This window comes from Marinobacter sp., from assembly GCF_034669625.1.
In the GTDB taxonomy this organism is placed as follows: domain Bacteria; phylum Pseudomonadota; class Gammaproteobacteria; order Pseudomonadales; family Oleiphilaceae; genus Marinobacter.
The window spans coordinates 1-26,292 of sequence record NZ_JAXMOY010000004.1; the positions used below are offsets into that span (position 1 = coordinate 1).

Genomic DNA, 26,292 nt, shown 5'->3' on the forward strand with positions numbered 1-26,292 from the left:
GTCATCCAACCTCGTCCGATTCTGTTGAAATTCAGCAGTCAAAGAATAACGGAGACTGGAAAGGAAAAAGCATGAAGGTACGCAAGCTTGCGGTTGCCCTGGCGTTGGCGGGAGGGCTCGGCTCGGGTATGGCTCAGGCCCTGGGGCTGGGTGAAATTGAGATGCAGTCCTGGCTGAATCAGCCGCTGGACGCTGAAATTTCGTTGCGACAAAGTCGTGGGGTCGATCCCGGTGATGTCTTCGTTAACGTGGCTCCTGAAGCTGCTTACCAACGAGTCGGCCTGGAGCGTCATCAGTTTCTGAGTAAACTGAAATTTGAAGTGGTTACAGAAGCCGATGGTAATCTCGCGATCAACGTGTCATCACGTGAACCTTTCCGCGAACCCTATCTGAATTTCCTGCTTGAACTGACTTGGCCGAGCGGCCGTCTGATGCGCGAGTACGCAGTGTTGGTAGATCCGCCGGTGTACGCGGAAGAATCCGGCGTACGCGAGCAAGTGGCGGTGCCATCGTCTGCGCCTCAGCGTAGCTCCACTCCGCGTACCTCTCGCAGTGAAGAGTCGATTCGCCGTCAGAGCGCGGTCCAGAACGCTCGTTCTTCTGGTTCTCGTGCTTCAGGCTATAGTACCGAGAGCTTTGGGCCGACCGGACCTTCTGACACGCTTTGGACGATTGCTCAGCGCATGCGCCCGAACAATTCGGTGTCTATGCAGCAGGTTATGCTGGCCATCCAGGATAAGAACCCGAATGCGTTTATTGGCGACAATATAAATCGCCTGAAGCGCGGTCAGGTGCTTCGTGCACCGACTCTCGCTGAAATTGAGCAACGCAGTAAGGCAGAAGCCTCTCGTGTTGTCGCAAGGCAGAATCAAGCGCTCAAAACCCCGCGTCCTGTAGATGCCACTCAATCCTCCGAAAAAGCCGCTCAGCCAATCGCAAAACCGCAAGAGGCCGAAGCCGGTGCAGAGCTTCGGCTTATTGCGGCAGATGAAACCGAGGCTCGTTCTGAGGAGCAGGGTGGTTCTGCTGGAGGCGATGGTACTGCTAGTGCCGGTGGTGTCGACGCAGGCTCGGCCGCGGCCCTGGAAGAATTGGAGGCAACGCGTCGGCAAAACGAAGAGCTGAACTCCAGACTCGAAGATATGCAGTCTCAGGTTGAGACTCTGCAGCGTCTTTTGGAGCTGAAGAGTACTCAGTTGGCTGATTTGCAGGGTGCAGTTTCGGAGGACGTCGTCGCCACTCCTGACGGTGGTCAAGGTTCTGAAAACGGCGTGTCCGCAGACGCTGGCGATGAGGCTCCATCAGATGGCATGGCTTCTCCTGACGAGTCTGTTGGCGAAGGTTCCGATATTCAAGCCGATGTTGCGGTTGCCGATGCTGAGGCCGTCGATGGTCAGTTGGCTGAAGGTGTTGAAGGCTTGGCATCCGCTGAAGAAGAAGGCACGCCGACCACAGATGATGGCGCCCTTGAGGGTTCACCTGAAGCCTCGCTAGAAAGTGTGGGTAGCGAGGGTGAGGCTGCCGGGACAGCAGTTGATCAGGCTGAAGAGGCCGGAGGAGGAGCTTCGGACGACGCGGCCAAACCGATTGCGAGCGGTTCTGATGCGAGCGCGCAAGTTCAGCCGAACGCTGAAAATCAGCCCGCTGAGGAATCGAAAAAAGGCTTGTTGGGTCAGTTGATGGACGCAGTCGTCGGAAATCCGATGTATCAGCTCGCGCTTGGCGGCGGCCTGATCTTGCTTCTATTGCTCCTTCTGTTGGTTGCTCGCCGGAATGCTAACCGTGAAAAAGCGTTTTACGATCAGTTGAACGCTGACGACGAGAGCGATTCTGAAGGTTTTGATCTGGCCCTCGCTAATGAACCAGATCAAATGGCAGTCGCCGCAGAGAGTGACTCGCTGGCAGAGGCTGACAGCTACATCGCCTATGGTCAGCATGATAAGGCGGCTCAGATTTTAGAAACAGCGATCTCACGTGAGCCCAGCCGCACAGATCTGCGTCTCAAGTTGCTTGAAACCTATGCCGATGGGCAAGATTATCAGTCCTTTGATAAGCAATTCGGCGAGGTGGAAGCTCTGGGTGATGACGAAGCTCTAGCCCGGGCAGTGGTGCTTAAGCAACAGCTGGAAGAAGCTGAGGCAATGCCGAGCATCGACGATCTGGAGAACGAGCTCCGTTCCGATTCCTTGGCAGGTTTCGCTTCAGAGGCATATGACAACGAGAACGAGCCGGAGGTGTCTGCAACACCCGTGGAGGACGAGTTCCAAAGTCTACAAAGAGGCACGGGAGGCATTGATTTTGGCGAAGAGTTGGACAGCGCTGAGAACCGCGAGGGTTCACCGGATGATGCGATAGAATATGATCTATCAGGCATTGTTGCGCTTGATAAATCAGATGAGTCAGAGCGCGCCTCTGCTGAAGAATCGGAGTTCTCATCGTTCGAAATGGATGTTGAGGCGGATTCGCAGGTCAAAAAGCCTGACGACGTTCTGGGCGAAAATGAGTTCAGTCTTGATTTCGAGCTCAGCGAAGAAGACGAGGCGGTATTAGGTTCAGGCGGATCAGAAGATGCGCTCGATACTGAAATGGATCTGACCGAAACTCTCGATCTTGATGGTGAATTGGACGATTTGGGTGCATTGCCAGTCGAAGAGACTGAAAAAAATGTCGATCAAGAAAGTGCCCTCGATGAGCTGTCCGGTGAAGAATCAGCTCTCGATGAGTCTTTCCTTGATGAGTTGGATGCAGAGCTCGAAAAGGTCGAGGAAGATGGTCAAGCCGACGCTCTGGATTTAAATGAATCCGGTTTAGAAGATCTCGAACTTGATGTTTCCGATGAAGACTTGGCTTTGATGGATGAGTTCTCTGATCTTGATAAGGCGGGTGCGTCGGACGAAGGTGATGGTTCGCTAGACGAGGAGCTGGGTCTTGAAGATGCTCTGGACGATTTGGAGCAAGGCGAAAGCCCCGTCGTCGAGGATGCAGCGGATATTCCTTCCTTGGAATCGGAAGTCGATGTTGAGGAAGGCGAGGGCAAAGGATTGTCGGGACTGAATGTCGATGATGCCGATCTTGCCGACGATGATGACTTCGACTTCCTTGCAGGTACTGATGAAGCCGCAACAAAACTTGACCTGGCAAGAGCCTATGTTGAGATGGGTGATGGCGACGGTGCCAGAGATATCCTCGAAGAAGTTGCGTTGGAGGGTAACGAAGAGCAGAAGGCTGAAGCGCAAGAGCTTCTTAAAAATCTCTCCTGATTCGTTATAATCAACTTATAATGGCAACAGCGCCGGCCTTTGTGCCGGCGCTTTGTTTTTCTGAACCTCAAAAACTGGATGCTCCATTGTTTCTTCAACCTAAGCCTTTAACCACAGACAACGCGATTGGTGACGGTCGGGTTGTGATTGTTTTTGAGTACGATGGTCAGGCATTTCATGGTTGGCAGCAGCAAAAAAGCGGCGTTCGGTCGGTTCAGGCGGAGTTAACGAAAGCGGTTGCCAAAGTCGCTGACCATCCCGTTGAGTTGGTGTGTGCTGGGCGTACAGATGCCGGCGTTCATGCTAGTTTCCAGATAGTACACTTTGACACCAACGCTGTGCGCACGCTCCGTTCTTGGGTCATGGGGATTAATACCGCGTTACCCAACGACATAGCTGTGCATTGGGCGGGTAACGGGGTGGGCGATTTTCATGCCCGCTTCTCGGCAACTTATCGGCGTTATCGCTACGTGATTTTCAATAATCCGGTTCGACCGGGTATTCAGCGTGGGCAGGTCAGTTGGAATTTCCGACCTCTGGATGCCCGGAAGATGCACCAAGCGGCTCAGGCGTTGACCGGTGAACATGATTTCACATCATTTCGTGCCGCGGGCTGCCAGTCTCGGACACCGATTCGGTTTTTGGAGCGAATTTCAGTAACCCGGTCTGGCGACTATGTGGTAATTGATGTACAGGCTAATGCATTCCTGCATCATATGGTTCGTAACATTGCGGGTGCCCTTATGGCCGTTGGCTCCGGAGAGCAACCGGTTAAGTGGGTTGGTGAGGTTCTAGGCGCACGGGACCGGAAGCTGGCTGGCGTCACAGCGCCACCCTATGGGCTTTATCTGGTCGATGTAGGGTATCCTGATCACTTTGGCATCCCCGAAGCGCTGTGCGGACCGGCTTTTGTCGCTCCGTGGTTCCCAAGGGCAGACAACTTGCCGATCGTTCCGACCCATATTCATCCCAAGCAGCCGGTTTCAGACTCATGACAACGCGCGTAAAGATTTGCGGCCTGACCCGAGTAGAAGATGTAGAAGCAGCTGTTGCCAGCGGTGCAGATGCGGTGGGCTTTGTGTTTTATGAACCCAGCCCGCGAGCGATTTCCATTGAGCAAGCGAAAGCGTTGGCGGCTGCTGTCCCGGCGTTTGTTACCGTAACGGGGTTGTTTGTAAACCCGACATCAGACTTTGTGAAGTCAGTGCTTGAGGTCGTTCCGCTGGATCTGTTGCAGTTTCATGGCGACGAAACACCAGAATTTTGTAATTCCTTTGGGCGGCGATGGATCAAAGCGATCAGAGTTCGTAGTTCAGAACAGATCTCAGAAGCGTATTTAACGTATAACAAAGCTGTCGGGTTGCTGGTTGATGCCTGGGACCCGGAGCGCTATGGCGGAACAGGACAGTCCTTTAATTGGCAACTGATACCGCAGGAACGCCCTATCCCCTTGATATTGGCCGGCGGCTTGTCATCTGCTAACGTAGCCCGCGCCATCGAAGAGGTTCGCCCTTGGGCGGTTGATGTCAGCGGCGGGGTTGAACTGAGCAAAGGTATTAAAGACGCCACCAAATTATCTGTTTTCTTCAAAGAGGTGCACAGTGTCCGTAAAACTGACTGATGAAATGTTGAAGGCACTCCCGGATTCCAGAGGTCACTTTGGTGCCTTCGGTGGCCGGTTTGTGTCTGAAACTCTGATGGACTCGTTAATGACGTTGGAGAAAGAATACCTCCAGCTGAAGGATGACGCAGAATTTCAGGCTAAGTTCGATAAAGATCTGGCCGACTATGTAGGCAGACCAAGCCCGCTTTATTTTGCTGAGCGCTTGACCCGTGAAACAGGTGGCGCGCAAATATGGTTGAAGCGTGAAGACCTTAACCATACCGGTGCCCATAAGGTAAACAACACCATTGGTCAGGCCTTGCTCGCAAGCTTTCTTGGAAAAAAACGCATTATTGCGGAAACCGGAGCCGGCCAACACGGTGTAGCAACCGCGACGGTTTGCGCCCGGCTAGGCCTTGAGTGTCATGTTTTTATGGGTTCAGAAGACGTTCAGCGCCAATCCCTGAACGTTTATCGCATGAAACTTCTGGGTGCCACGGTCCATTCGGTTGAGAGTGGAACGAAGACGCTCAAAGACGCCATGAACGAAGCCATGCGTGACTGGGTCGCGAATGTTGACGACACCTTCTACATTATTGGTACCGTAGCTGGCCCGCACCCCTATCCGCTGTTGGTGCGTGATTTCCAGTCGGTGATCGGTCGTGAGTTGCGTGAGCAGTCCATGGAGAAAGTAGGCAAGCTTCCGGATGCACTGGTTGCCTGTGTCGGTGGCGGTTCTAATGCGATTGGCATGTTTTATCCGTTCCTGACCGATGAGTCGGTTGAGCTGTACGGCGTTGAAGCCGGCGGCTTGGGTATTGAAACCGGAGACCATGCTGCGCCGCTGTGTGCCGGTCGACCTGGCGTTCTGCATGGTAACCGTACTTATTTGATGGAAGATGAGAACGGCCAGATTTCCGGAACTCATTCGGTTAGTGCCGGGCTGGATTATCCCGGAGTAGGGCCAGAGCATTCATGGTTGAAAGATATTGGCCGTGCCCACTACGTATCAGTGACGGATGAAGAGGCACTGGCCGGTTTCCGCACACTGACTCAGGTAGAAGGCATCATGCCAGCATTGGAGTCTTCCCATGCAGTGGCCTATGCGCTGAAGCTGGCAGCGACGATGGACAAAGACAAAGTTCTGGTTATTAACGTATCGGGCCGCGGTGATAAAGACATTCATACCATCGCCCAGTTGGATGGCATCGAGATCTGAAGGTATCAGGAGCAGGCATGAGTCGTATTGAAGGTGTATTGAAGTCCTTGAAAGAGCAGGGGCGAAAGGCGTTGATCCCCTATATTACTGCGGGTGATCCTCATCCTGATCAAACGGTCAGCCTGATGCACGCACTGGTTAAGGCGGGCGCGGACATTCTTGAACTTGGTGTTCCGTTCTCGGATCCGATGGCTGATGGTCCGGTTATCCAGCTGGCCTGTGAGCGAGCTCTGAAGTACAACACGTCGTTGCGCCAGGTTATTGGCATGGTTGAAGAGTTTCGAAAAACCGATGCCGATACCCCGGTTGTGTTAATGGGATACCTTAACCCGATGGAAGCTATGGGGTATGAGGTCTTTGCCGACGCTGCAGCTAAAGCCGGTATTGACGGGGTGCTAACCGTAGACCTGCCGCCTGAGGAAGCTGGTGACGTTGCGCCGTTGTTCGCTGAACGCAATATGGATTCGATCTTTTTGCTTGCACCGACCACGACTGATGATCGAATTAAGGCAATTAGTAAGCACTCGTCTGGCTATGTGTACTATGTTTCTATCAAGGGTGTGACGGGCTCGGCGACCATCAATGTGGATGAAGTTGCTGAGAAAGTGGCCCATATCCACGAGTTAACCGCACTTCCTGTGGGGGTAGGCTTTGGCATCCGGGATGCGGAGACCGCAGGCGCGATCGGCAAAGTATCCGATGGTGTAATTGTGGGTAGCGTACTGGTGGATACAATAGCCCGAAATCAATCAGATCCTGACGCCTTGAATCAAGCGTTGCACGATCTGTTGTACCCGATGCGCGAAGCGCTGGATAGCCTAGCTCCATAAAACGGTTTCCAGGCACTAAAGGACAGGATGAAAGCATGAGTAACTGGCTGGACAAGATAATGCCGAGCAAAATCCGCTCGGAATCAAGACAACGCACCGGTGTCCCGGAAGGGCTCTGGAAGAAGTGTCCGAAGTGTGGTGCATTTCTGTATAAGCCAGAGCTGGAAAAAAATCTGGATGTATGTCCAAAGTGCAATCATCACCTGCGCGTGTCGGCTCGCCGTCGTCTTGAAATTTTCCTTGATAAAGATGGGCGCGAAGAAATCGCAGCCGATCTTGAGCCGAATGACCGCCTGAAGTTCAAAGACACCAAGCGTTATAAAGATCGCTTGGCGGCTGCCCAGAAGGCGACCGGCGAAAAGGATGCTTTGATTGCGATGAGTGGCAGTGCCTTGGGCGTTCCTTTGGTTGCCTGTGCCTTCGAATTTAACTTCCTGGGCGGCTCGATGGGCCAGGTTGTGGGTGAAAAGTTCGTTCAGGCTGCGAACGTGGCGTTGGAGCGCCGCATTCCATTGGTTTGCTTCTCTGCGAGCGGCGGGGCGCGTATGCAGGAAGCCATCCTGTCTTTGATGCAGATGGCAAAAACGGCCGCTGTTCTTGAGCGCATGAAGCAAGAGGGTATTCCTTATATTTCAGTGATGACAGACCCGGTGTTTGGTGGTGTGTCTGCAAGCTTGGCTATGTTGGGTGATCTCAACATCGCAGAGCCCTATGCGCTGATCGGTTTCGCCGGCCCCCGGGTTATCGAGCAGACGGTCAGGGAAAAGCTGCCTGAAGGTTTCCAGCGCAGTGAGTTTCTGTTGGAACACGGTGCCATTGATATGATTCTTCATCGCCATCAGATGCGCGAAAGAATTGCCCACGTACTGGCGAAATTTACCGGGCAAGAGAAGCCGGGCACCGAGGCGCCGATCGAGTTCGAAATTTCAGAGAAGCCGGGTACCGATGAATCTGTCGAGTAACCCGGTTACGGCTTCGGAACGCCCAAGTGAGGGTGCGTCAGTTGATGAATGGCTTCAGTGGTTAGAAGCCATTCATCCCGCAGAAATCGACATGGGGCTTGATCGTGTTCTGGTGGTTTTGCGCCGCTTGTTTCCGAAAAAGCCCAATGCCCGGATCATTACCATTGCCGGTACCAATGGAAAGGGCTCCACCGTAGCGACTCTGGAGCGCCAGTTGATGGCGGTCGGGAGAACCACGGGTGCCTATACTTCGCCGCACCTCCAGTATTACAACGAACGCGTCCGAATTAATGGCATGAATGTGTCGGATTCTGCCTTGGTTTCTGCCTTTGGAAAGGTAGAAGTCGCTAGGCGCAATGTGTCGTTGACCTATTTTGAGTTCGGAACTCTGGCTGCTTTCGTGGCTCTTGAACAGGCTGGTGTTCAGGACTGGATATTGGAAGTAGGTCTGGGTGGGCGGCTTGATGCGGTGAATGTTCTGGATGCCGATTTTGCGATTATTACCGCCATCGATATTGATCATATTGGTTTCCTTGGCGATAACCGGGAAGTCATTGGTTTTGAAAAAGCGGGTATTTTACGCAGGGGAATCCCGGCCGTTTGCGCTGATCCGATGCCGCCCACTTCGGTGCTCCAGCAGGCAACTGCCCAGAAAGTTGATCTGCGACTGAGCGGTCGTGATTACCAGCTCGAATCCCGTGCTGATGACAGTGAAATCATTGATTTGGTGCTGGCAGAGTGTCGAGTTGCGTTGCCGGCCGGCCCACTGCCTGTGGGAAGTGTGGCAGCGGCTACCGTCATGGCTATGCAACTGGTCCCAACCGCGGATCTTGAAGTGCTGAGCGAGGCGGCGCATGCGGTCAGTTTGCCCGGACGATTCGAACAGCTCAACAGCGAACCGTTGATCATCGCTGATGTGGGGCACAATCCTCACGCGGCCCGGTGGCTGGCAAGTAAGCTTCATGAGCTGAAGCAGAAGAATCACGGGCGGATTGTTGCTGTTTATGCAGCGCTTGGCGACAAAGATGTTGAGGGAGTGGTTTCGGCAATGGCTCCTGTTGTCGATCACTGGTGTCTGGCCGGCCTGGATGTGCCCAGAGGTTTGACCGTTCAACAACTTGAAACTCGTATTGGCAAGATTTCCAGCTCCGGTTCCTATGTCACGATCGATGAGGCGCTGAGTGGCGCCAAGGACGAGGCCGCGGCGCAAGGAGACTGTATTGTGGTTTTCGGATCGTTCTTTACAGTGGCAAAAGCCAGAGCTTTGCTCTTGGGCGATGCGCCTTAAACTTTGTTCATTGGCCAGATATGGCTTCAGTTCTGTTTTTGACACAGTTACTATCGAACTGACATAGATTGGCATAGGGAGTTCTTTCAGGTGGACGGATTAAAACAGCGGATCATTGGTGCTTTGGTTCTGATCTCCCTGGCTGTCATTTTTGTGCCGATGATTTTTGACGAGCCCCATTCTCAGCGTCAATCTACGTCAATTACCATCCCGGAAGAGCCACCATTCCCCGAGGTGCAGATGCCTGCGGAGCCTTCTGGCGATGCGGTTGGTTATGAGGTCACTTCAGGTAGCCGGGTCTCTAGTTCTGAAAGCCCAGAACAAGCGCCAGGATTCCGAATTATTGAAGATGATACGGTTCAGGATCCAGCCGTGGCTGCACAGGCCGAGCCAGTCCAGACCAGTCCGGTCAAACAAGCTGAAGCCGTTGAATCTGAGTCAGTGACCGAGGTGGCAGAGCTCTCTCAATCAGAAGAAGCGCCAGCGAAGCAAGCCGATGAAAAGGCTGAATTCACTCGTACCTTGGAAGGTGCGTGGGTGGTTCAGTTGGGCAGCTTTGGAAATGATGATAATGCCCGAAGGTTGCGTGAAAATGTTATCGAATTGGGTTTTGGCGCTCATTTACAGCAGTTTTCCAGCGGCGACAAGACGCTAACTCGTGTCTTTAGTGGACCCTTCGTGAACCGCGCGGATGCTGACCAAGCCAAGGCCAAGCTTGATGAAAAGTTCGGCCTGAAAAGTCTTGTGACCCAAGGCGGAAAATAATTCCGCTGGAAAGAGAATTATCTTAAGACGAGAGTTTGGTGCGCTCTCGTTTCCTGTTAGAATTCCTCCTTCGTTTTCTCCACCGGGTTGTTCATGGAATCGCTGATCTGGATTGACTGGGTCATCATTGCCCTCATTTCTGTTTCCACGCTCATCAGTCTGAAGCGGGGGTTCGTTCGCGAAGCTCTGTCATTGGTGACGTGGATCGGTGCGTTTATCATTGCCCGAACGTTTCATCCGCAGATGCAAGCACTCCTCGAGTCTTCAGTCGAGACTCCACTGGTACGGTTGGTTGCTGCATTTGCCATTCTATTTTTCGGCACCTTGATCGTGGGTGCCATCATCAACAATCTTATCGGCCATCTGGTTAGGGCAACCGGGCTTTCCGCAACCGACCGAGTGTTGGGTATGGGGTTCGGACTACTTCGTGGCGTAGTGGTTGTGATTGTTGGTATTGCCTTCACTCGTTATACGCCTCTGGCACAAGATACCTGGTGGCAATCATCCGTCATGATTGACCGTCTGGCGGTGGTTGAGGACTGGTCTCGACGCACCTTTGGTGACGAATTTGCCCGCTTTCTGGGGCCGGCAGATGGTATTTCAGGTAACACGCAAGCACCCAGTGAACCGGAAGGCGTGGAACCCACGTCCGCCTCTCGCTAACATTCAGTTTTAACACTCGGAGAACCTTCCAGCCATGTGTGGCATTGTCGGTATTGTCAGTACTTCTAACGTCAATCAGATGCTGTATGACGCATTGACCGTTCTACAGCACCGTGGCCAGGATGCGGCGGGTATTGTTACCTTCCAGGACGATCGTTTCTTCTTGCGCAAAGACAATGGTTTGGTGCGTGACGTATTTCATACGCGGCACATGCGGCGGTTGGTTGGCAACGTAGGGATTGGTCACGTTCGGTACCCAACAGCAGGAAGTTCCAGCTCGGCGGAAGCTCAGCCGTTTTATGTGAACAGTCCATACGGCATCACACTTGCTCATAACGGTAACCTGACGAATGCCGATGAATTGAGTAGTGATTTATTCCGAACCGACCTTCGGCATATCAATACCAATTCCGACTCCGAAGTACTGCTGAACGTGTTTGCGCATGAGCTGCAGAAACTCGGCAAACTGAACCCGACCAAAGAAGAAGTTTTTGCGGCCGTTCGCGCCGTTCACCAACGTTGCCGTGGTGCCTATGGCGTGATTGCCATGATTACTGGTCACGGCATCGTTGGTTTCCGTGACCCGAATGGCATTCGTCCGATTTGTTACGGCGTTCGTGAGAGTGAAAGCGGGCAGAAGGAATACATGATTGCCTCCGAGAGTGTAGCCCTGAATGCAGCTGGGTTCACTCTGGTTCGGGACATCGAGCCTGGCGAAGCGGTCTATATTGAAACCGACGGAACGCTATACTCGGAGCAGTGTGCCGAGTCGCCTAAGTTGTATCCATGCATCTTCGAACACGTGTACTTTGCTCGCCCTGATTCCATTATGGACGGCGTGTCCGTCTATAAAGCGCGTCTGCGCATGGGAGAAGTGTTGGCTGATAAAGTGTTGCGAGAGCGCCCGGACCACGATATTGACGTTGTGATTCCCATTCCGGACACCAGCCGTACGTCTGCCATGCAAATGGCGTATCAGCTCGGCGTTAAATATCGTGAAGGCTTTATCAAGAACCGCTATATCGGCCGGACGTTCATTATGCCGGGTCAGACAATGCGGAAAAAGTCGGTACGCCAGAAACTCAACCCGATCGATCTGGAATTCCGCGGCAAAAACGTGATGCTGGTGGACGACTCCATTGTTCGTGGTACCACCTGCAAAGAAATCGTTCAGATGGCTCGGGATGCTGGTGCGCGCAACGTCTATTTCGCCTCCGCTGCGCCCCCTGTTCGTTACCCCAATGTGTATGGCATCGACATGCCGTCCGCGTCTGAGCTGATCGCCCACGACCGCACGGTTGAAGAGGTGGGTGAGCTGATTGGCACAGACTGGTTGGTTTATCAGGAACTGGATGACCTGATCACCTGTGTCAGTGATGTGAACGATGACATTAATGGCTGGGAATGCTCGGTGTTTAGTGGCAATTACATCACCGGAGATATCGACAAAGCCTACCTCATGCGTCTGGAAGATCGTCGTAAGGACAGCAGCGGCTCGAGCCCAAGCGTGTCTGATGTGGACTCTGATGATGACTCAGATAACGACAATATCGACTTACATAATGATGAAGACTGATCGTCGTCCTATATCCAGGAGAAAACCATGAGCCACACGCGTGAAGAACACCTCTGGATTCCGGAATCTGATCTGGAAGGGATGTCTGTTGATACGCTGTCGGTTAGGGCAGGGCAGATTCGTACGGGCCAACTGGAGCACAGCGACGCGATTTTCCCGACGTCGAGCTTCGTCTATGGCAGTGCCGCACAGGCCGCTGCCCGGTTTGGCGGTGAAGAGGAGGGTAATATCTATTCCCGCTTCACGAACCCGACGGTTCAGGCATTTGAAGGTCGGATTGCAGCCATGGAAGGCGGTGAGAAAGCCGTAGCCACGGCCTCCGGCATGGCGGCGATTCTGAGTACTTGTATGTCGTTGCTGAAAACCGGGGATCACGTTGTGTGTTCGCGGGGTGTTTTCGGAACCACGAATGTGTTGTTTCAGAAATATATGGCGCGGTTTGGTGTCGAAACAACGTTTGTCAGTCTGACCGGTGTTGATGAGTGGCAGGCGGCTATCCGCCCTGAAACCCGTATGTTGTTTATCGAGACACCATCCAACCCATTGTGTGAAGTGGCCGATGTCGAAGCGCTTGCTGGGTTGGCGCATGGCAACGATGCGTTGCTGGTGGTCGATAACTGTTTTTGTACGCCAATCCTTCAGCGACCGTTAGAGTTGGGTGCGGATCTCGTTATTCACTCTGCAACCAAATATTTGGATGGGCAGGGGCGGTGTATTGGTGGTGTCGTCGTGGGGCCGGCCAAATATCTTGATGAGATCTATGGCTTTATTCGCTCAGCAGGGCCCACCATGAGCCCGTTTAATGCCTGGGTTTTCCAAAAAGGCCTCGAAACCTTACCGATTCGTATGCGAGCCCACTGTGACAATGCGTTAGAGTTGGCTAAGTGGTTGGAAACGCAGCCATCCGTTGAAAAGGTCTTCTATGCGGGGCTCGAAAGTCATCCGCAGCATGAGTTGGCTAAAAAGCAACAAAGCGGGTTCGGTGGCATGGTGTCATTTATGGTCAAGGGCGGCAGGGAACAAGCTTGGCGCTTCATCGATGGCACTCGTATGATTTCGATCACGGCGAATCTGGGGGATGTGAAAACAACGATCACCCACCCGGCAACGACTACGCACGGGCGCTTGGCACCTGACGATAAAACAAAGGCAGGTATTACTGAAAATCTGATCCGGCTATCAGTTGGCATTGAAGCTATTGATGACCTGAAAACTGATCTCGCAAGGGGTTTTCAGGCGCTGGAAGACTAAACTTACACACGGTTTGAGCATTCATGGCGGAATCCGCTAAAGCGAAGAAATCTGTACCGACGGAACTCACAGACAAGCAAAAGCGCTTTCGCCTCTTGGTTGCTCAAGGGGCTCGTGAGGGTGCCGTTCTGGCCCTCATCGTGCTGTGTATTTATCTGGCCATGGCGCTATTTACGTTCAGCCATTCGGACCCTGGTTGGGCCAGTATCGGCCATGAAACCAGCGTAGCGAATTACGCTGGCCGCACTGGCGCCTGGTTGGCTAGCCTGTTGATGGACTTTTTCGGGCATGTCTCCTGGCTATTCCCGGTGATGGTGGCAGGCTATGCCTTCATGCTCATTCGCTTGCGCCACCAGCCATTGGACCTGCACTGGCCGTTGTTCATGGTACGGTTTGGCGGCTTCGTTCTGATTCTGCTTTCTGCCACTAGCTTGTTGTCTTTGTACTCTTTGTTCGGCTTGGGTATGTCCTCCGGTGGTGTCTTAGGTAAGGCCGTGTCGGAGGCGATGGTGCGGTTTTTCAACCTGCCTGCAACCACTCTTTTGTTGATTGCCATTTTCCTGTTTGCTCTGACGGTAACGATCGGGCTTTCGTGGTTCCGTTTGATGGACCGTGTTGGTGGCCTGACGTTGAAAGCAGGCTTGGCGATTAGTGCCTTCTTCAAAAATCAGACAGCCAAAACCGATCGGAAAGAGCGATCGCAATCTGCGAGCAATCCCGAGCAGCCGGTGGTCCAGAGCCAACAGCAAGATACCGTGGTGGAATCCAAGCGTGATTCCGCCAAGAAGACGCCTTGGTGGCGTCGCCTGTTTGCCAAAAAAGATCGCGCAGCCAAACAAAATCCGGATTCCAAGTTGCTCCAGACGCGCAAGGAACCCGCTTTGGAAGGGCGGCCAACGGTTGATCCCGAACCGTCGCATGTGGAGAGCTTCAGCTCTCGTGACGTTGAGCCCGTGGCGCCAAAACCGACTGCCAAGAAAGCGGAGAAGCCCATAAGCCGAGCGCTCAAGATTGCACCTTTCAAAAAAGACGATCAGGGATCCTCGGAGAAGAAAGGGAACAACAAACAAGGCTCGTTGCTGGAGGATATCGAAAGTCCCATTCCACCGATTACGTTGCTGGACCCGCCCGAAGAGCATCAGGAGAGCGGCTATTCAGAGGAATCTCTGGAGCATATGTCGCGCTTGCTGGAAGCGAAGCTATCCGATTTTGGCGTATCAGTGGAAGTGGTTGAGGTTAACCCAGGTCCAGTTATTACCCGGTTTGAAATCAAGCCGGCGGCAGGGGTTAAGGTCAGTAAAATCTCCAATCTTGCCAAAGATCTTGCACGCTCGTTAGCGGTACTGAGTGTGCGGGTGGTTGAAGTTATTCCGGGGAAGTCTGTGGTCGGTATTGAAATACCGAATGAAACCCGAGAGATGGTGCGTTTAAGTGAAGTGTTGGGTGCGCGGGTATTCACAGAGTCCTCTTCGCCGATCACGCTGGCGTTGGGTAACGACATTGGTGGTAACCCGATGGTCGCCAACCTTGCGAAGATGCCTCATTTGCTGGTTGCTGGTACCACGGGCTCGGGTAAGTCGGTAGGGGTCAATGCCATGTTGCTGAGCATGCTGCTTAAGGCTGGTCCCGAAGACGTTCGCTTTATCATGGTTGACCCGAAGATGCTTGAACTGAGCATCTACGATGGCATTCCGCATTTGCTGGCGCCAGTAGTTACCGACATGAAGGAAGCGGCCAATGCGCTTCGTTGGTGTGTCGCGGAAATGGAACGCCGGTATCGCCTCATGGCAAGCTTGGGCGTACGAAATTTAGCGGGTTACAACAAGAAAGTGAAAGATGCTCGGGCCGAGGGTGAGCCCCTGTTGGACCCACTCTGGAAACCAGATGACCATCTGGCGAATGATGAGCAGGAGCGTCCAGAACTGGAAACCTTGCCGTTCATTGTTGTTGTGATCGATGAATTTGCCGACATGATGATGATTGTCGGTAAGAAAGTCGAAGAGTTGATCGCGCGGATTGCCCAAAAAGCCCGTGCAGCGGGTATCCACCTGATTCTTGCCACTCAGCGACCCTCGGTTGATGTTATTACCGGTTTGATCAAAGCCAACATTCCGACGCGGATCTCGTTTCAGGTTTCCTCCAAAATCGATTCGAGAACGGTCCTGGATCAGGGCGGGGCAGAGCAGCTTCTCGGGCACGGGGATATGTTGTACCTGCCACCCGGTTCCGGTCTGCCGGTACGAGTACATGGCGCGTTTGTGGACGATGACGAAGTTCATCGTGTGGTCAGCGCATGGAAGGCCCGAGGCGAGCCGGAATACGTTGATGACGTACTAAGTGGTGCAGAAGGTGAGCATTTACCGGGTGTGCCTACCTTGAGTGAAGGGGGTGGTGGCGACGAAGGCGATGCGCTATTTGATGAAGCGGTGGCGTTCGTGACTGAAAATCGCAGGGTTTCGATATCCTCGGTTCAGCGTAAATTCAAAATTGGCTATAACCGCGCCGCCAATTTGGTGGATGCAATGGAAGCTGCAGGTGTGGTTAGTGCGGCGGGGCACAACGGGGCCAGAGAGGTTTTGGCACCGCCACCCCCTAGAAACTAGGAGCGTTATTATGAGTAGATTTGTGTTCTCCCTGATTGCGAGTTTTCTGTTCACTTTCAGCGCTGGAGTAAGCCATGCTGAGGAAGCTTCAGCCGGAGCCGCCGAGGAACTCTCGTCGATCCTTCGCAGCTATGAAACTTACCAGGCTGACTTTATTCAAATCGTGGTTGGTGAAAACGGTGGTCGTGTTCAAGAAACCCGCGGCTCCCTTAAAGCTAAGAGACCTGGGCTGTTTTACTGGGAGACAGCTGCTCCCTTGTCGCAATTTATCGTGAGTGATGGCAATACGGTTGAGGTCTATGACCCGGATCTGGAGCAGGTGACGATCCATAAGCTGGATGACCGTGTTCAGAGCACGCCAGCGCTGCTGTTGAGTGGCGAAGTGGATAATCTGGACGAAACCTATGAGGTCAGCCAGAGCCGAATCGGAGAACTGACTCGGGAGTTTACGCTGGTACCTAAAGGTGCAGACTCTTTGTTTGTATCACTGCGCCTGAGCTTCTTCGATGGCGAGCTGCAAGAAATGAGAATGGAAGATTCGCTGGCGCAGATCAGCATTCTCAGCTTCGACTCTATTGAACTGAACCAGGATGTCGATCAAAACGCCTTCACGTTGGAGTATCCCGAGGAGGTTGACGTCATTCGGGACGGTGCTTAATGCAGGACAGTCTGTTTCAGCCTGAGGTCGGGTTTCAGCCTCTGGCCGCCAGAATGCGCCCGACGACCCTTGCCGACTATGTTGGGCAGGCACATCTGGTTGGCGACGGTAAACCGCTCCGGAAGGCGGTCGAGCAAGGTCAATTGCATTCGATGATCTTGTGGGGGCCGCCCGGAGTCGGTAAAACGACATTTGCTCAATTGTTGGCGAACGTCGGAGCGTTAACGTTCGAGACGTTGTCGGCGGTGCTAAGCGGTGTTAAAGAAATTCGCGAAGTGGTTGATCGTGCGAAACATCGGAAACAGGCACAAGGCCGAGACACTCTCCTGTTTGTCGATGAGGTTCATCGCTTCAACAAAAGCCAGCAAGATGCCTTCCTTCCCCATATTGAAGATGGCACGTTCATCTTTGTAGGTGCCACTACAGAAAACCCTTCTTTTGAGCTCAATAGCGCTCTGCTGTCCCGTACACGGGTTTACGTTCTGAAGAATCTTGAATCTTCGGATGTTCTGACCTTGCTCAATCGGGCGCTTTCCAGTGAAGAAGGCTTTGCAGGGTCGTTAAAGGTTGAGCCGTCCGTTCTGGACACCATGGCTTCTGCATCGGGTGGGGATGCCAGACGAGCGCTTAATATTCTTGAAGTGGCCGCTGATCTGGCGGAACCGGACGAGCAAGGCAATAACCGGGTACTGTCGTCAACGCTTGAGCAGGTTCTGCAAACCAGCTTGCGTCGCTTTGATAAAGGCGGTGATGTTTTCTACGACCAGATTTCGGCGCTGCATAAGTCGGTAAGAGGCTCCAGTTCAGACGGCGCTTTGTACTGGCTGTGTAGAATGCTAGATGGTGGTTGTGATCCGCTTTACATCGCAAGAAGACTCGCCAGAATTGCCAGTGAAGACATAGGCAATGCCGACCCAAGAGCCCTGCAGATTGCTTTGCAGGCTTGGGATGCGCAGGAGCGATTGGGTTCGCCGGAAGGGGAGTTGGCCTTGGCTCAAGCTGCTACCTATTTGGCCATGGCTCCGAAAAGTAATGCGGTATACGCTGCGTTCAACCAATGTATGGCGGATATCAAAGCCGATCCCGATTATGAGGTGCCGGTGCACTTGCGTAATGCACCAACCAAGCTATTGAAAAGCATGGGGCACGGTGAAGAGTACCGGTATGCTCACGATGAGCCGGATGCTTACGCTGCGGGGGAAAATTATCTGCCGGAAGCGATCCGTCAGCGTCGTTACTATGAGCCCGTAATGCGGGGCTTGGAAATCAAACTCGCCGAAAAGCGCCAGCGCCTGGAAACTCTCGACCAACAAAGTGCTGTTAAACGCTATTGATTGACTGTGCCTGGATTTTCCACGGTGCTCAGGTCAATGGTGGTCAGCAAACTCACGGCGGGTATAATGTTCGCCTATTCACCCATTCGTTAACTGGATAATTCAGGAACACCATGCTCGATCCCAAACGTGTCCGTTCACAGACTGAAGAGATCGCCCGCCGGCTGGCCATTAAAAACTTTGAGCTCGACGTCGCCACTTTCGAACAGCTGGAAGAGCGCCGCCGAGCCATTCAGGTTCGTACCGAGACGCTGCAGAGCGAGCAGAACAAACGTTCCAAATCGATCGGCAAAGCCAAAGCGGCCGGTGAAGACATCAAACCGCTGTTGGATGAAGTTGAAAGCCTGAAACAGCAGCGCGGAGAAGCGGAAGACGAACTTCGTTCAGTGCAAGAAGCGCTGAATGCGTTTTTGTCGGGCATCCCTAATGTTCCAGATGAAGATGTGCCTCCCGGGAAGAGCGAAGAAGACAACGTGGAAACCCGTGTTTGGGGTACGCCCAAGGTGTTTGATTTCGAGCCGAAGGATCACGTTGCTTTGGGAGAAGCCATTAAGGGACTCGATTTTGAGAAGGCGACCAATCTGGCGCACTCCCGTTTCGCGGTCATGCGTGGCCAGTTGGCCAGACTGCATCGTGCTCTGGCGCAGTTCATGCTCGATCTGCACACCAGCGAACACGGTTACACCGAGACCTATGTGCCTTACTTGGTGAACGGAAATGCTCTTTTTGGTACCGGGCAGCTTCCCAAGTTTGAAGAAGATCTGTTTCGCACGGAGGGTGACAATCCTTTGTACCTGATTCCGACAGCGGAAGTGCCCGTTACCAATTTGGTGGCTGACACGATTCTGGAAGATGCCGAATTGCCTTTGCGCATGGTGGCTCATACTCCGTGTTTCCGCAGCGAGGCGGGCTCTTATGGGCGCGACGTGCGGGGCATGATTCGCCAGCACCAGTTCGATAAAGTTGAGTTGGTTCAGGTCGTGCGTCCTGAGGAGTCCAGCGCAGCCTTGGAGCAACTCACTGGCCATGCGGAGAAGGTGCTGCAGTTGCTTGAGTTGCCATATCGAATGGTCACTCTGTGTGGTGGCGATATGGGCTTCTCTGCGGTTAAGACTTATGACCTTGAAGTGTGGCTCCCAGGCCAGGGTAAATATCGGGAAATTTCGTCCTGCTCCAATACCCGCGATTTCCAAGCGCGCCGGATGCAGGCGCGTTGGCGTAATCCGGAAACCGGAAAGCCCGAGCCGGTGCATACACTGAACGGATCAGGCTTGGCGGTAGGCCGGGCAATGATTGCGGTTATGGAAAACTATCAGCGGGCTGACGGTAGCATTGTTGTTCCGGAGGCTCTTAAGCCCTATATGGGAGGCGTTGAGCGCATCCAATGAGCCGAAAAACCGAGGTGCCAGGTACAGGTGTAAAGGCTGGAGTGGGGCCGGTCCGGTTCAAGTCCAACCCTGTGACGGACAATCCCAATAATTCCGCCGGCGAGGTGGCTCTTGTTGGGGCTGGCCCCGGTGATCCTGAACTACTGACGCTTAAAGCCTGGCGTTTGATTCAGGCGGCTGAAGTGGTGTTGTACGACAGTTTGGTTTCGCCCGAGATCATGGCTTTGGTTCCAGAGCAGGCTGAGAAAATCCATGTTGGCAAGCAGCGGGCGAACCACACATTGCCTCAGGACCAAATCAATCAGCGTTTGGTCGATATGGCGAGAAAAGGGCATCGAGTTGTACGGCTGAAAGGGGGTGATCCCTTTATCTTCGGCCGTGGTGGAGAGGAAATTGAAACCTTGGCAGCGGCTGGTATTCGCTTTCAGGTGGTGCCGGGTATCACGGCAGCCTCGGGCTGTGCGGCTTACTCCGGTATTCCGCTCACGCATCGCGACCATGCCCAATCCGTGCGCCTTATTACCGGTCATCTGAAAAATGATACCTGCAATTTGCCTTGGTCGGATTTCGTACAGAATAACCAGACGCTCGTCTTTTACATGGGGTTGGTAGGTTTACCAATCATCTGCCGGGAACTGATTGTCCATGGTATGGATTCAAGCATGCCTGTAGCGCTGGTCTCCAAAGGAACAACCCCGGAACAGAAGGTGGTCACGGGTACTTTGGATAACATTGCCGAGTTGGTGAAAAGCAGTGGTGTTCAGGCGCCAACCATCGTGATTATCGGCCACGTGGTCAGTTTAAGAGGGAAGTTGGACTGGCTTGGGTTTGAGTCGATTAAGTGATCAGTAAGTAAGGCCCGGAACCGCTCCGGGCCTTATTCATTTTACTCACCGCGCTTCGGCAGCACATCCCTCAGCTTTTCGCGCATTTCACGAACCGCTTTTTCCGTTGTTTCCCAGTCAATACACGCATCGGTAATGGATACGCCATATTTCAGGTCTTCCAGGTTTTCGGGGATGGACTGATTGCCCCAATTGATGTTGCTCTCAACCATCAGGCTCTGAATGGAGTCATTACCTTCGATGATTTGACGAGTAACGTCCTGCATGACCAATGGTTGAATGCCAGGATCCTTGTTGGAGTTGGCGTGGCTGCAATCCACCATGATGGACTTCCGCAACCCGGCTTTTTCCAGTGCCCGTTCACACAGTGCAACATTCACCGAGTCGTAGTTCGGCTTGCCACCACCGCCGCGCAGAACAACGTGACCATAGTTGTTGCCCTTGGTGCGGATAATGGCGCCTCGGCCTTGCTGGTCAATGCCCAGGAAGCTGTGAGGGTGCGATACCGAGTTCATAGCGTTCACGGCGACATCCAGATTACCGTCGGTCCCGTTTTTGAAACCAATGGCCATAGACAACCCGCTGCTCATTTCACGGTGGGTCTGGGACTCGGTGGTACGCGCACCAATCGCCGACCAGGCAATGGTATCCTGCAGATATTGAGGCGAGATCGGATCAAGCGCTTCGGTTGCCGCTGGCAAACCCATTTCGTTGATATCCAACAAAAGGCGACGGCCAATATGAAGGCCCTGTTCAATATCAAAGGTGTCGTTCAGGTGTGGGTCGTTGATCAGACCTTTCCAGCCGACCGTGGTGCGTGGCTTTTCGAAATAAACACGCATCACAAGAAGCAGAGTGTCACTAACTTCATCAGCCAGTTTTTTCAGGCGGCTGGCGTATTCTCTTGCGGCGTCAGGATCGTGGATGGAGCAGGGTCCGACAACGATGAACAATCGCTTATCCTTGCCGTCCATGATGTCGTAGATAGCCTGACGGCCTGACGCGACAGTGTTTGCAGCCTTGTCTGACAATGGCAGTTCTTCTTTCAAGGCTTCAGGAGTGATCAATTGTTCCTGGTTGGCCACGTTCAGGTTTTCCAGTTTCTTGCCCGACATCTTGATGTATTTCCCCGACTCAAATCGTTACGTCACCGAAACAACTCCGTGTCGCTTTGTTCGGTGATTGAAGATAAACGCGAATGGTGCCGGTACACGGTTGCAGAAAACCCCGGCGAGTTGGGTATACTGCGTTATTTGAAGGTCCTTTTCAACGATTCCAGACAACAGGCACCGGATGTCCCCTAAGGCAAAGCAGCCACAGGCAGAACCCACCCCAAATAAGGGGGTTGCTGCCCGAATCAATCAGGTTCTCACCGGCATTCGTGTACCGGACCTACCATACCCCACCGGTCAATCCGAACAGGAGACAATACCGGATTGGCGGCCCTTGCTTTTATCTTGCTGGTCCGAGCAGCGGGATGAGCGCGTAACCCACGTTTTACGATCGGTTCAGATCGACTGGAGTGTCCGGCAGGTTAATGCCGCCTATTTGGCTGACCGTATTATGGATGTCTTTCTGAACACGAGTGGGCTCCATACCTCATTGGTCAGTCGTATCGCCCGCCTGAGATTCTGGTTTGCATGGCGGCTTGGTGAGGACGGCGGAAAGGGATTCCCATCGGTGGTGTTGGAATGGCTCGACCATTTGCAGGAGTGGCGGGGATGGAGCGATAACGGTGGCCGGTCATCTCGCGTATTGCTGGAGTTGCTCGATACCTTGGTTATTGCTGTGGCAGAGAGTTTTGAAAAACACTCAACCGAACCCGTGAAGAGGTACTGCCAACAGTGGTTTAATGACAGCCTGAAGAGGCTTGGTCAGGTCGATAAGCTTCGTCAAAGATTGTATGAAACCGAACGGGGTTTATCTCGTCAGCGTCATGCCGAACAGGTCGCTAGATCGTTGGTGGGCAGGGCGCTCACGGGCCGACAGTTGCCAGTCGTTGTTACCCGGTTCGTGTTGGATGACTGGATGACTGTCCTTAAACAAAGCGTGCTGGCCGAGGGTGAGGAGAGCGAGCTGTGTCGACACGCTAATAAAATTCTTGAGTGGTTGGTGTGGGCCTGTGACCCTGAACTGTCTGACAAAGCTCGAAGTAAACTGTATCGGGTTGGTGAGCAGCTTGGGGATCTGATTCACGATGTTTGGCGCCGAGCCATGAGCCAGGACATACCCGTAGCAAAGATTGATGCCATTAATGCCGTCATCGTCGACAGGATTAAGGGAGAAGCGACGGAATTGGTATTAGCCTTGCCTGCGGGCCACAACTTGACTTGGGACGCCAGTTGGTTGGAGCGGCAGGCGCTGAAGGCCACGGACTATCAGTCCTGCCTGGAGCATTGGTTTGTAAAAGGCGAAGGCGTAAATGAACAGCGCCTGTTCTTCTTTACATTGCTGGCCGACAGCCAGGAAATCGTTTGGACTAACGGTTCCGGTGTAAAGCTCGGACTACAGGATTGGACAGAATTTCAGCGAGAGCTGAAGGTGCAGACGTTGCGTCGTTTGCCTGATCTAAAGCCGTTTGGCGAGGTATTGGAGGAAACGCTACTGCTACTGGCGAAAGTCTGCGAGAAGCAGCAACAGCAGCGTGAGCAAGCCGCAAGGAAGGCTCGTGCCAGAGCCGAGGCCTTACGCCGTGAAAAAGAAGAGGCAAAGCGCTTGGCCGCAGGGCAACAAGCCGCTAAAGAAGCAAAGATTGAAAGTCAGCGGGTGGCTGTCGAACAGCAACGAATTGCCGATGAAAAGCTGGAGTCAGACCGGTTGATGCGTGAAGCCCAAGCTGAAGCCACACGGCAGATCGACCACCTTGGCCTTGAAGGGTGGATTGTCCTGAAGAGCGAGCAGTCGAACGGTGAGCCATTGCGGCTCAAGTTAGCCGTTAAAATTGCGGCTTCCGGCAAATATGTGTTTGTCGATCGTTTGGGGCTTAACCGACATCAGTTCATGCGGGACGAGTTGCAGGCGGGTGTCGTCAATGGAACGATCAGGATACTCGGCGGCGGGGCTGCTTTTGATGACACTCTCAGTCGTGTCGTAGGCAGAATCCGGGTTGGACGGAATGGAGGGGGCGTGTGATGGACGAGGATTATAGTTTTGGTCGGGAGGCCTCCGTGCCTGACGGGGCTGACAAACGCGAGGATTACCGCTTATCAGCCCGGGCAACGGCAAGACTGAATGTCGAATCCGCAGAGCCCATTGAGTTCGGTGATGAGCCATTGGAAGCTTTTGTGAGAACGTGCGAGGTCAGGGATATCTCGGCAAGTGGCATGAGTTTGGTGACCATAGAGCCGTTGCGCGCGGGGTCCCTGTTGGCGGCCGAGATTAATTTGTCTGCACAGAAGAAGCTTTTACGACTGACGGTGGAAGTGATGTGGAGCAAAGAAGAGGGCAGCCGGTATCTGAATGGAGTACGCGTGTTCGATTCGGATGAAACAGACTATTTGAGCTGGCTTGAAGCTGTGGCGGAAGCCTTTTCGGGGCCAGAATAAACAAAGCCGGCATGATGCCGGCTTTGTTATTTGAGGGAACACAAAGACGTTAGTCTTCCAGTTCACCCATACCGGTGATGTTGAAACCACCGTCAACGTAAAGAATCTCGCCCGTGATACCGGACGCTAACGGCGAGCTCATGAACGCAGCGGCGTTGCCTACTTCTTCAGTCGTCACATTGCGACGCAGAGGTGCGCGCCGGGCATTCTCTGCCAACATGCGGCGGAAGCTCTTGATGCCGGAAGCTGCCAGCGTCTTGATTGGCCCAGCAGAGATGCCGTTCACGCGAATGCCTTCCTTGCCCAGGCTAGCAGCCATGTAACGAACGTTGGCTTCGAGAGAGGCTTTAGCGAGGCCCATCACGTTGTAGTTCTGCAGTACCTTTTCGGCTCCCAGATAGCTCAGGGTCAGCAGGCTACTACCTTCGTGCATCATTTTGCGCGCACCTTTCGCCAACGCAACAAAGCTGTATGAGCTGATGTCATGAGCGATACGGAAACCGTCACGGGTGGTGACATCAACATAATTACCATTCAGCTCATGACCGGGCGCGAAACCAACGGCGTGAATGATGATGTCGATGTTGTCCCAGTGCTTGCCCAACTCCTCGAAAACGTTTTCGATTTCTTCATCGCTGGCGACGTCACAAGGAATGGTGATTTTGCTTCCCCACTGGTCGGCAAATTTCTCCACGCGGGACTGAAGTTTTTCATTCTGGTACGTGAAGGCCAGTTCTGCGCCTTCACGAGCGAAGGCTTCGGCGATGCCATAAGCGATAGAATGTTTGCTGGCAACGCCAACAATCAGTGCTTTCTTACCACTGAGAATACCCATCGGTATCGACTCCCTATGTTCCTTGATTTTGGGGCATTATCCCTGACCCGGGTCTAAGGGGCTAATGTCAATTGGTCGTAGTGCTGTAGAAGAACGCCGCGTTAAGCAGATCCTTCGTATAGTGCTCTTGAGGGTTCCGAAAGATAGCTTCCGCATCCCCGTATTCAACAATTTCCCCGTGCTGTAGCACGAGCAGTTTATGGCTGAGCGCACGAACGACATTCAGATCGTGGCTTATAAAAATATAGCTTAGCCCATACTGCGCCTGAAGTTCTTGCAGCAACTCAATTACTTGCTTCTGAACCGTCCGGTCGAGTGCGGAGGTGGGTTCGTCCAGAATGATCACGTCGGGCTGCAAAACGAGCGCACGGGCGATGGCAATACGCTGGCGTTGACCGCCGGAAAATTCGTGAGGGTAGCGGTGGCGCGCATCGGCGTCGAGACCCACATCTTTCAAAGCCTGGATGACTTTCTCATCGTGTTGATCGGCATGTGATTGGTCGTGAACCTGAAGCCCTTCCTTGATGATTTCAGCCACCGACATGCGAGGGCTCAAACTACCAAACGGGTCCTGGAACACAATCTGGATACGGCGGCGCCAGGGGCGGAATTGTTTTTGAGACAATAGCGATAATTCAGTGCCGTCGAGTCGAATGGAGCCGCTGCTGCCTGTCAGTTTGAGTAGGGCGTGACCAATGGTGGTTTTGCCACTGCCGCTCTCACCAACGACGCCCAAGGTCTCGCCATGGCCAAGCTGGAGGCTGACATCTTTCACTGCGTGAAAGCTCTGGGTTACTTTGCCAAACAGGTTTTTCTTGAGCGTGAACGATACGTTCAGAGCCGAAACGTCGAGTAAAGCCTTGGCTTCGGTTCGTGGTGGCACGGGGTGCTCTGGAGGCTCTGCATCTATCAACGTTTGTGTGTAAGGGTGCTCCGGCGCAGCAAACAAATCATCAGTGTTTGCCTCTTCAACCTTGATACCTTTCTCCATGACCAGCACACGGTCGGCATATCGCCTGACAAGGCTGAGATCATGAGTAATCAGCAGCATGGCCATGCCTAGTTTTTGTTGAAGCGACTTCAAGAGCTCCAGAACCTGTTTCTGAACGGTCACATCGAGCGCAGTGGTGGGCTCGTCGGCGATCAGCAGCTCAGGCTCGTTAGCCAGAGCCATTGCAATCATTACCCGCTGTTTTTGGCCACCGGAAAGCTGGTGAGGGTAGCTTGCAAGGCGCTGTTCAGGATTGGCGATGCCCACCAGCTCCAGAAGTTCGATGCAGCGTGCACGCGCTTCTGGTCCGCGCATACCCAGGTGAATTTGTAAGGTTTCTGAAATCTGCTTCTCAACAGTGTGAAGTGGGTTGAGAGAGGTCATGGGCTCTTGGAAAATCATGCTGATTTTCCGGCCCCTGATCTTCTTCATGGCCTTTTCGGAGGTTTTAAGAACATCCGTGCCTTCAAACAGAATTTTGCCGGAGGGGTAGCTTACGTGCCGCTCGTCCAACAGCCGAAGCACCGAAAGGGCCGACACGGATTTCCCGGAACCACTTTCACCCACGACGGCCAACGTCTCGCCCGGGCTAATCGACAGGGTAAGGTTCTGCACGACGAGAGGGCCGTTATCGAACTGAATGGATAGATCCGAGATGGTTAACAGGTCGCTCATA

General features: G+C 53.4%; 21 protein-coding genes. 18 read left to right on the top strand and 3 right to left on the bottom strand.

The features are described from left to right. The first annotated feature begins 71 nt into the window (after positions 1-71). From VOI14_RS04600 to cobA, 16 genes are all read left to right on the top strand, one after another. The gene (locus VOI14_RS04600) at positions 72-3,260 is read left to right on the top strand and encodes a FimV/HubP family polar landmark protein (protein ID WP_323750860.1); all 3,189 of its coding nucleotides are present in this window, start codon (positions 72-74) and stop codon (positions 3,258-3,260) included. An 86-nt stretch (positions 3,261-3,346) separates the two neighbouring features. Next, a complete protein-coding gene (truA, locus tag VOI14_RS04605; RefSeq protein ID WP_323750861.1) occupies positions 3,347-4,255 on the top strand; it encodes a tRNA pseudouridine(38-40) synthase TruA in 909 nt (302 codons plus the stop codon). After that, positions 4,252-4,881: a phosphoribosylanthranilate isomerase gene (locus tag VOI14_RS04610; RefSeq protein ID WP_323750862.1), complete on the top strand. Its 630-nt coding sequence runs from the start codon at positions 4,252-4,254 to the stop codon at positions 4,879-4,881. Before truA ends, VOI14_RS04610 begins: the two co-directional genes overlap by 4 nt. Next, positions 4,874-6,082 (top strand): tryptophan synthase subunit beta, encoded by a 1,209-nt coding sequence (gene trpB, locus VOI14_RS04615; RefSeq protein WP_416361389.1) that lies wholly within the window; start codon positions 4,874-4,876, stop codon positions 6,080-6,082. The genes VOI14_RS04610 and trpB overlap by 8 nt, the downstream gene beginning before the upstream one ends. A 17-nt stretch (positions 6,083-6,099) precedes the next feature. Further along, positions 6,100-6,912 (top strand): tryptophan synthase subunit alpha, encoded by an 813-nt coding sequence (gene trpA / locus VOI14_RS04620; protein ID WP_323750863.1) that lies wholly within the window; start codon positions 6,100-6,102, stop codon positions 6,910-6,912. 35 nt (positions 6,913-6,947) lie between these two features. Beyond that, positions 6,948-7,874 carry an acetyl-CoA carboxylase, carboxyltransferase subunit beta gene (gene accD, locus VOI14_RS04625; RefSeq protein ID WP_323750864.1) on the top strand — a complete coding sequence of 309 codons (927 nt, stop codon included), beginning with the start codon at positions 6,948-6,950 and terminating at the stop codon, positions 7,872-7,874. Then, positions 7,858-9,162 carry a bifunctional tetrahydrofolate synthase/dihydrofolate synthase gene (gene folC, locus VOI14_RS04630; protein ID WP_323750865.1) on the top strand — a complete coding sequence of 435 codons (1,305 nt, stop codon included), beginning with the start codon at positions 7,858-7,860 and terminating at the stop codon, positions 9,160-9,162. Before accD ends, folC begins: the two co-directional genes overlap by 17 nt. Positions 9,163-9,252: 90 nt before the next feature. After that, complete coding sequence (locus VOI14_RS04635) at positions 9,253-9,927, top strand: SPOR domain-containing protein (protein ID WP_323750866.1); 675 nt, start codon at positions 9,253-9,255, stop codon at positions 9,925-9,927. A 93-nt stretch (positions 9,928-10,020) separates the two neighbouring features. Further along, positions 10,021-10,590, top strand: a complete 570-nt coding sequence (locus VOI14_RS04640) for a CvpA family protein (RefSeq protein ID WP_323750867.1) — start codon at positions 10,021-10,023, stop codon at positions 10,588-10,590. A gap of 34 nt (positions 10,591-10,624) precedes the next feature. Further along, positions 10,625-12,166, top strand: a complete 1,542-nt coding sequence (gene purF / locus VOI14_RS04645) for an amidophosphoribosyltransferase (RefSeq protein ID WP_323750868.1) — start codon at positions 10,625-10,627, stop codon at positions 12,164-12,166. 27 nt (positions 12,167-12,193) lie between these two features. Beyond that, positions 12,194-13,417, top strand: coding sequence for an O-succinylhomoserine sulfhydrylase (locus tag VOI14_RS04650; RefSeq protein ID WP_323750869.1), 1,224 nt, complete (start codon positions 12,194-12,196; stop codon positions 13,415-13,417). Positions 13,418-13,440: 23 nt separating this feature from the next. Further along, on the top strand, positions 13,441-16,020 hold the full coding sequence (locus VOI14_RS04655; protein ID WP_323750870.1) for a DNA translocase FtsK: 2,580 nt from the start codon (positions 13,441-13,443) through the stop codon (positions 16,018-16,020). Between the two features lie 10 nt (positions 16,021-16,030). Then, positions 16,031-16,678 carry an outer membrane lipoprotein chaperone LolA gene (gene lolA / locus VOI14_RS04660; RefSeq protein WP_323750871.1) on the top strand — a complete coding sequence of 216 codons (648 nt, stop codon included), beginning with the start codon at positions 16,031-16,033 and terminating at the stop codon, positions 16,676-16,678. Then, on the top strand, positions 16,678-18,012 hold the full coding sequence (locus tag VOI14_RS04665; protein WP_323750872.1) for a replication-associated recombination protein A: 1,335 nt from the start codon (positions 16,678-16,680) through the stop codon (positions 18,010-18,012). Before lolA ends, VOI14_RS04665 begins: the two co-directional genes overlap by 1 nt. Before the next feature lie 113 nt (positions 18,013-18,125). Beyond that, positions 18,126-19,400, top strand: a complete 1,275-nt coding sequence (gene serS, locus VOI14_RS04670; RefSeq protein ID WP_323750873.1) for a serine--tRNA ligase — start codon at positions 18,126-18,128, stop codon at positions 19,398-19,400. Further along, on the top strand, positions 19,397-20,245 hold the full coding sequence (gene cobA / locus VOI14_RS04675) for a uroporphyrinogen-III C-methyltransferase (RefSeq protein WP_323750874.1): 849 nt from the start codon (positions 19,397-19,399) through the stop codon (positions 20,243-20,245). Before serS ends, cobA begins: the two co-directional genes overlap by 4 nt. 41 nt (positions 20,246-20,286) lie before the next feature. On the opposite strand, the gene VOI14_RS04680 is transcribed toward cobA, so the two are convergent. Further along, positions 20,287-21,360 (bottom strand): 3-deoxy-7-phosphoheptulonate synthase, encoded by a 1,074-nt coding sequence (locus VOI14_RS04680; RefSeq protein ID WP_323750875.1) that lies wholly within the window; start codon positions 21,358-21,360, stop codon positions 20,287-20,289. A 178-nt stretch (positions 21,361-21,538) separates the two neighbouring features. Between VOI14_RS04680 and VOI14_RS04685 the strand changes: the two genes are divergently transcribed. Both VOI14_RS04685 and VOI14_RS04690 read left to right on the top strand, forming a co-directional pair. Further along, on the top strand, positions 21,539-23,377 hold the full coding sequence (locus VOI14_RS04685) for a DUF1631 family protein (protein WP_323750876.1): 1,839 nt from the start codon (positions 21,539-21,541) through the stop codon (positions 23,375-23,377). Then, positions 23,377-23,790, top strand: coding sequence for a PilZ domain-containing protein (locus VOI14_RS04690; protein ID WP_323750877.1), 414 nt, complete (start codon positions 23,377-23,379; stop codon positions 23,788-23,790). Before VOI14_RS04685 ends, VOI14_RS04690 begins: the two co-directional genes overlap by 1 nt. A 49-nt stretch (positions 23,791-23,839) precedes the next feature. Here the strand turns inward: VOI14_RS04690 and VOI14_RS04695 are convergent, their stop codons facing one another. Continuing rightward, positions 23,840-24,625 (bottom strand): enoyl-ACP reductase, encoded by a 786-nt coding sequence (locus VOI14_RS04695; protein ID WP_323750878.1) that lies wholly within the window; start codon positions 24,623-24,625, stop codon positions 23,840-23,842. 67 nt (positions 24,626-24,692) lie between these two features. Continuing rightward, positions 24,693-26,291, bottom strand: a complete 1,599-nt coding sequence (locus VOI14_RS04700) for an ABC transporter ATP-binding protein (protein ID WP_323750879.1) — start codon at positions 26,289-26,291, stop codon at positions 24,693-24,695. Position 26,292 lies beyond the last annotated feature (1 nt).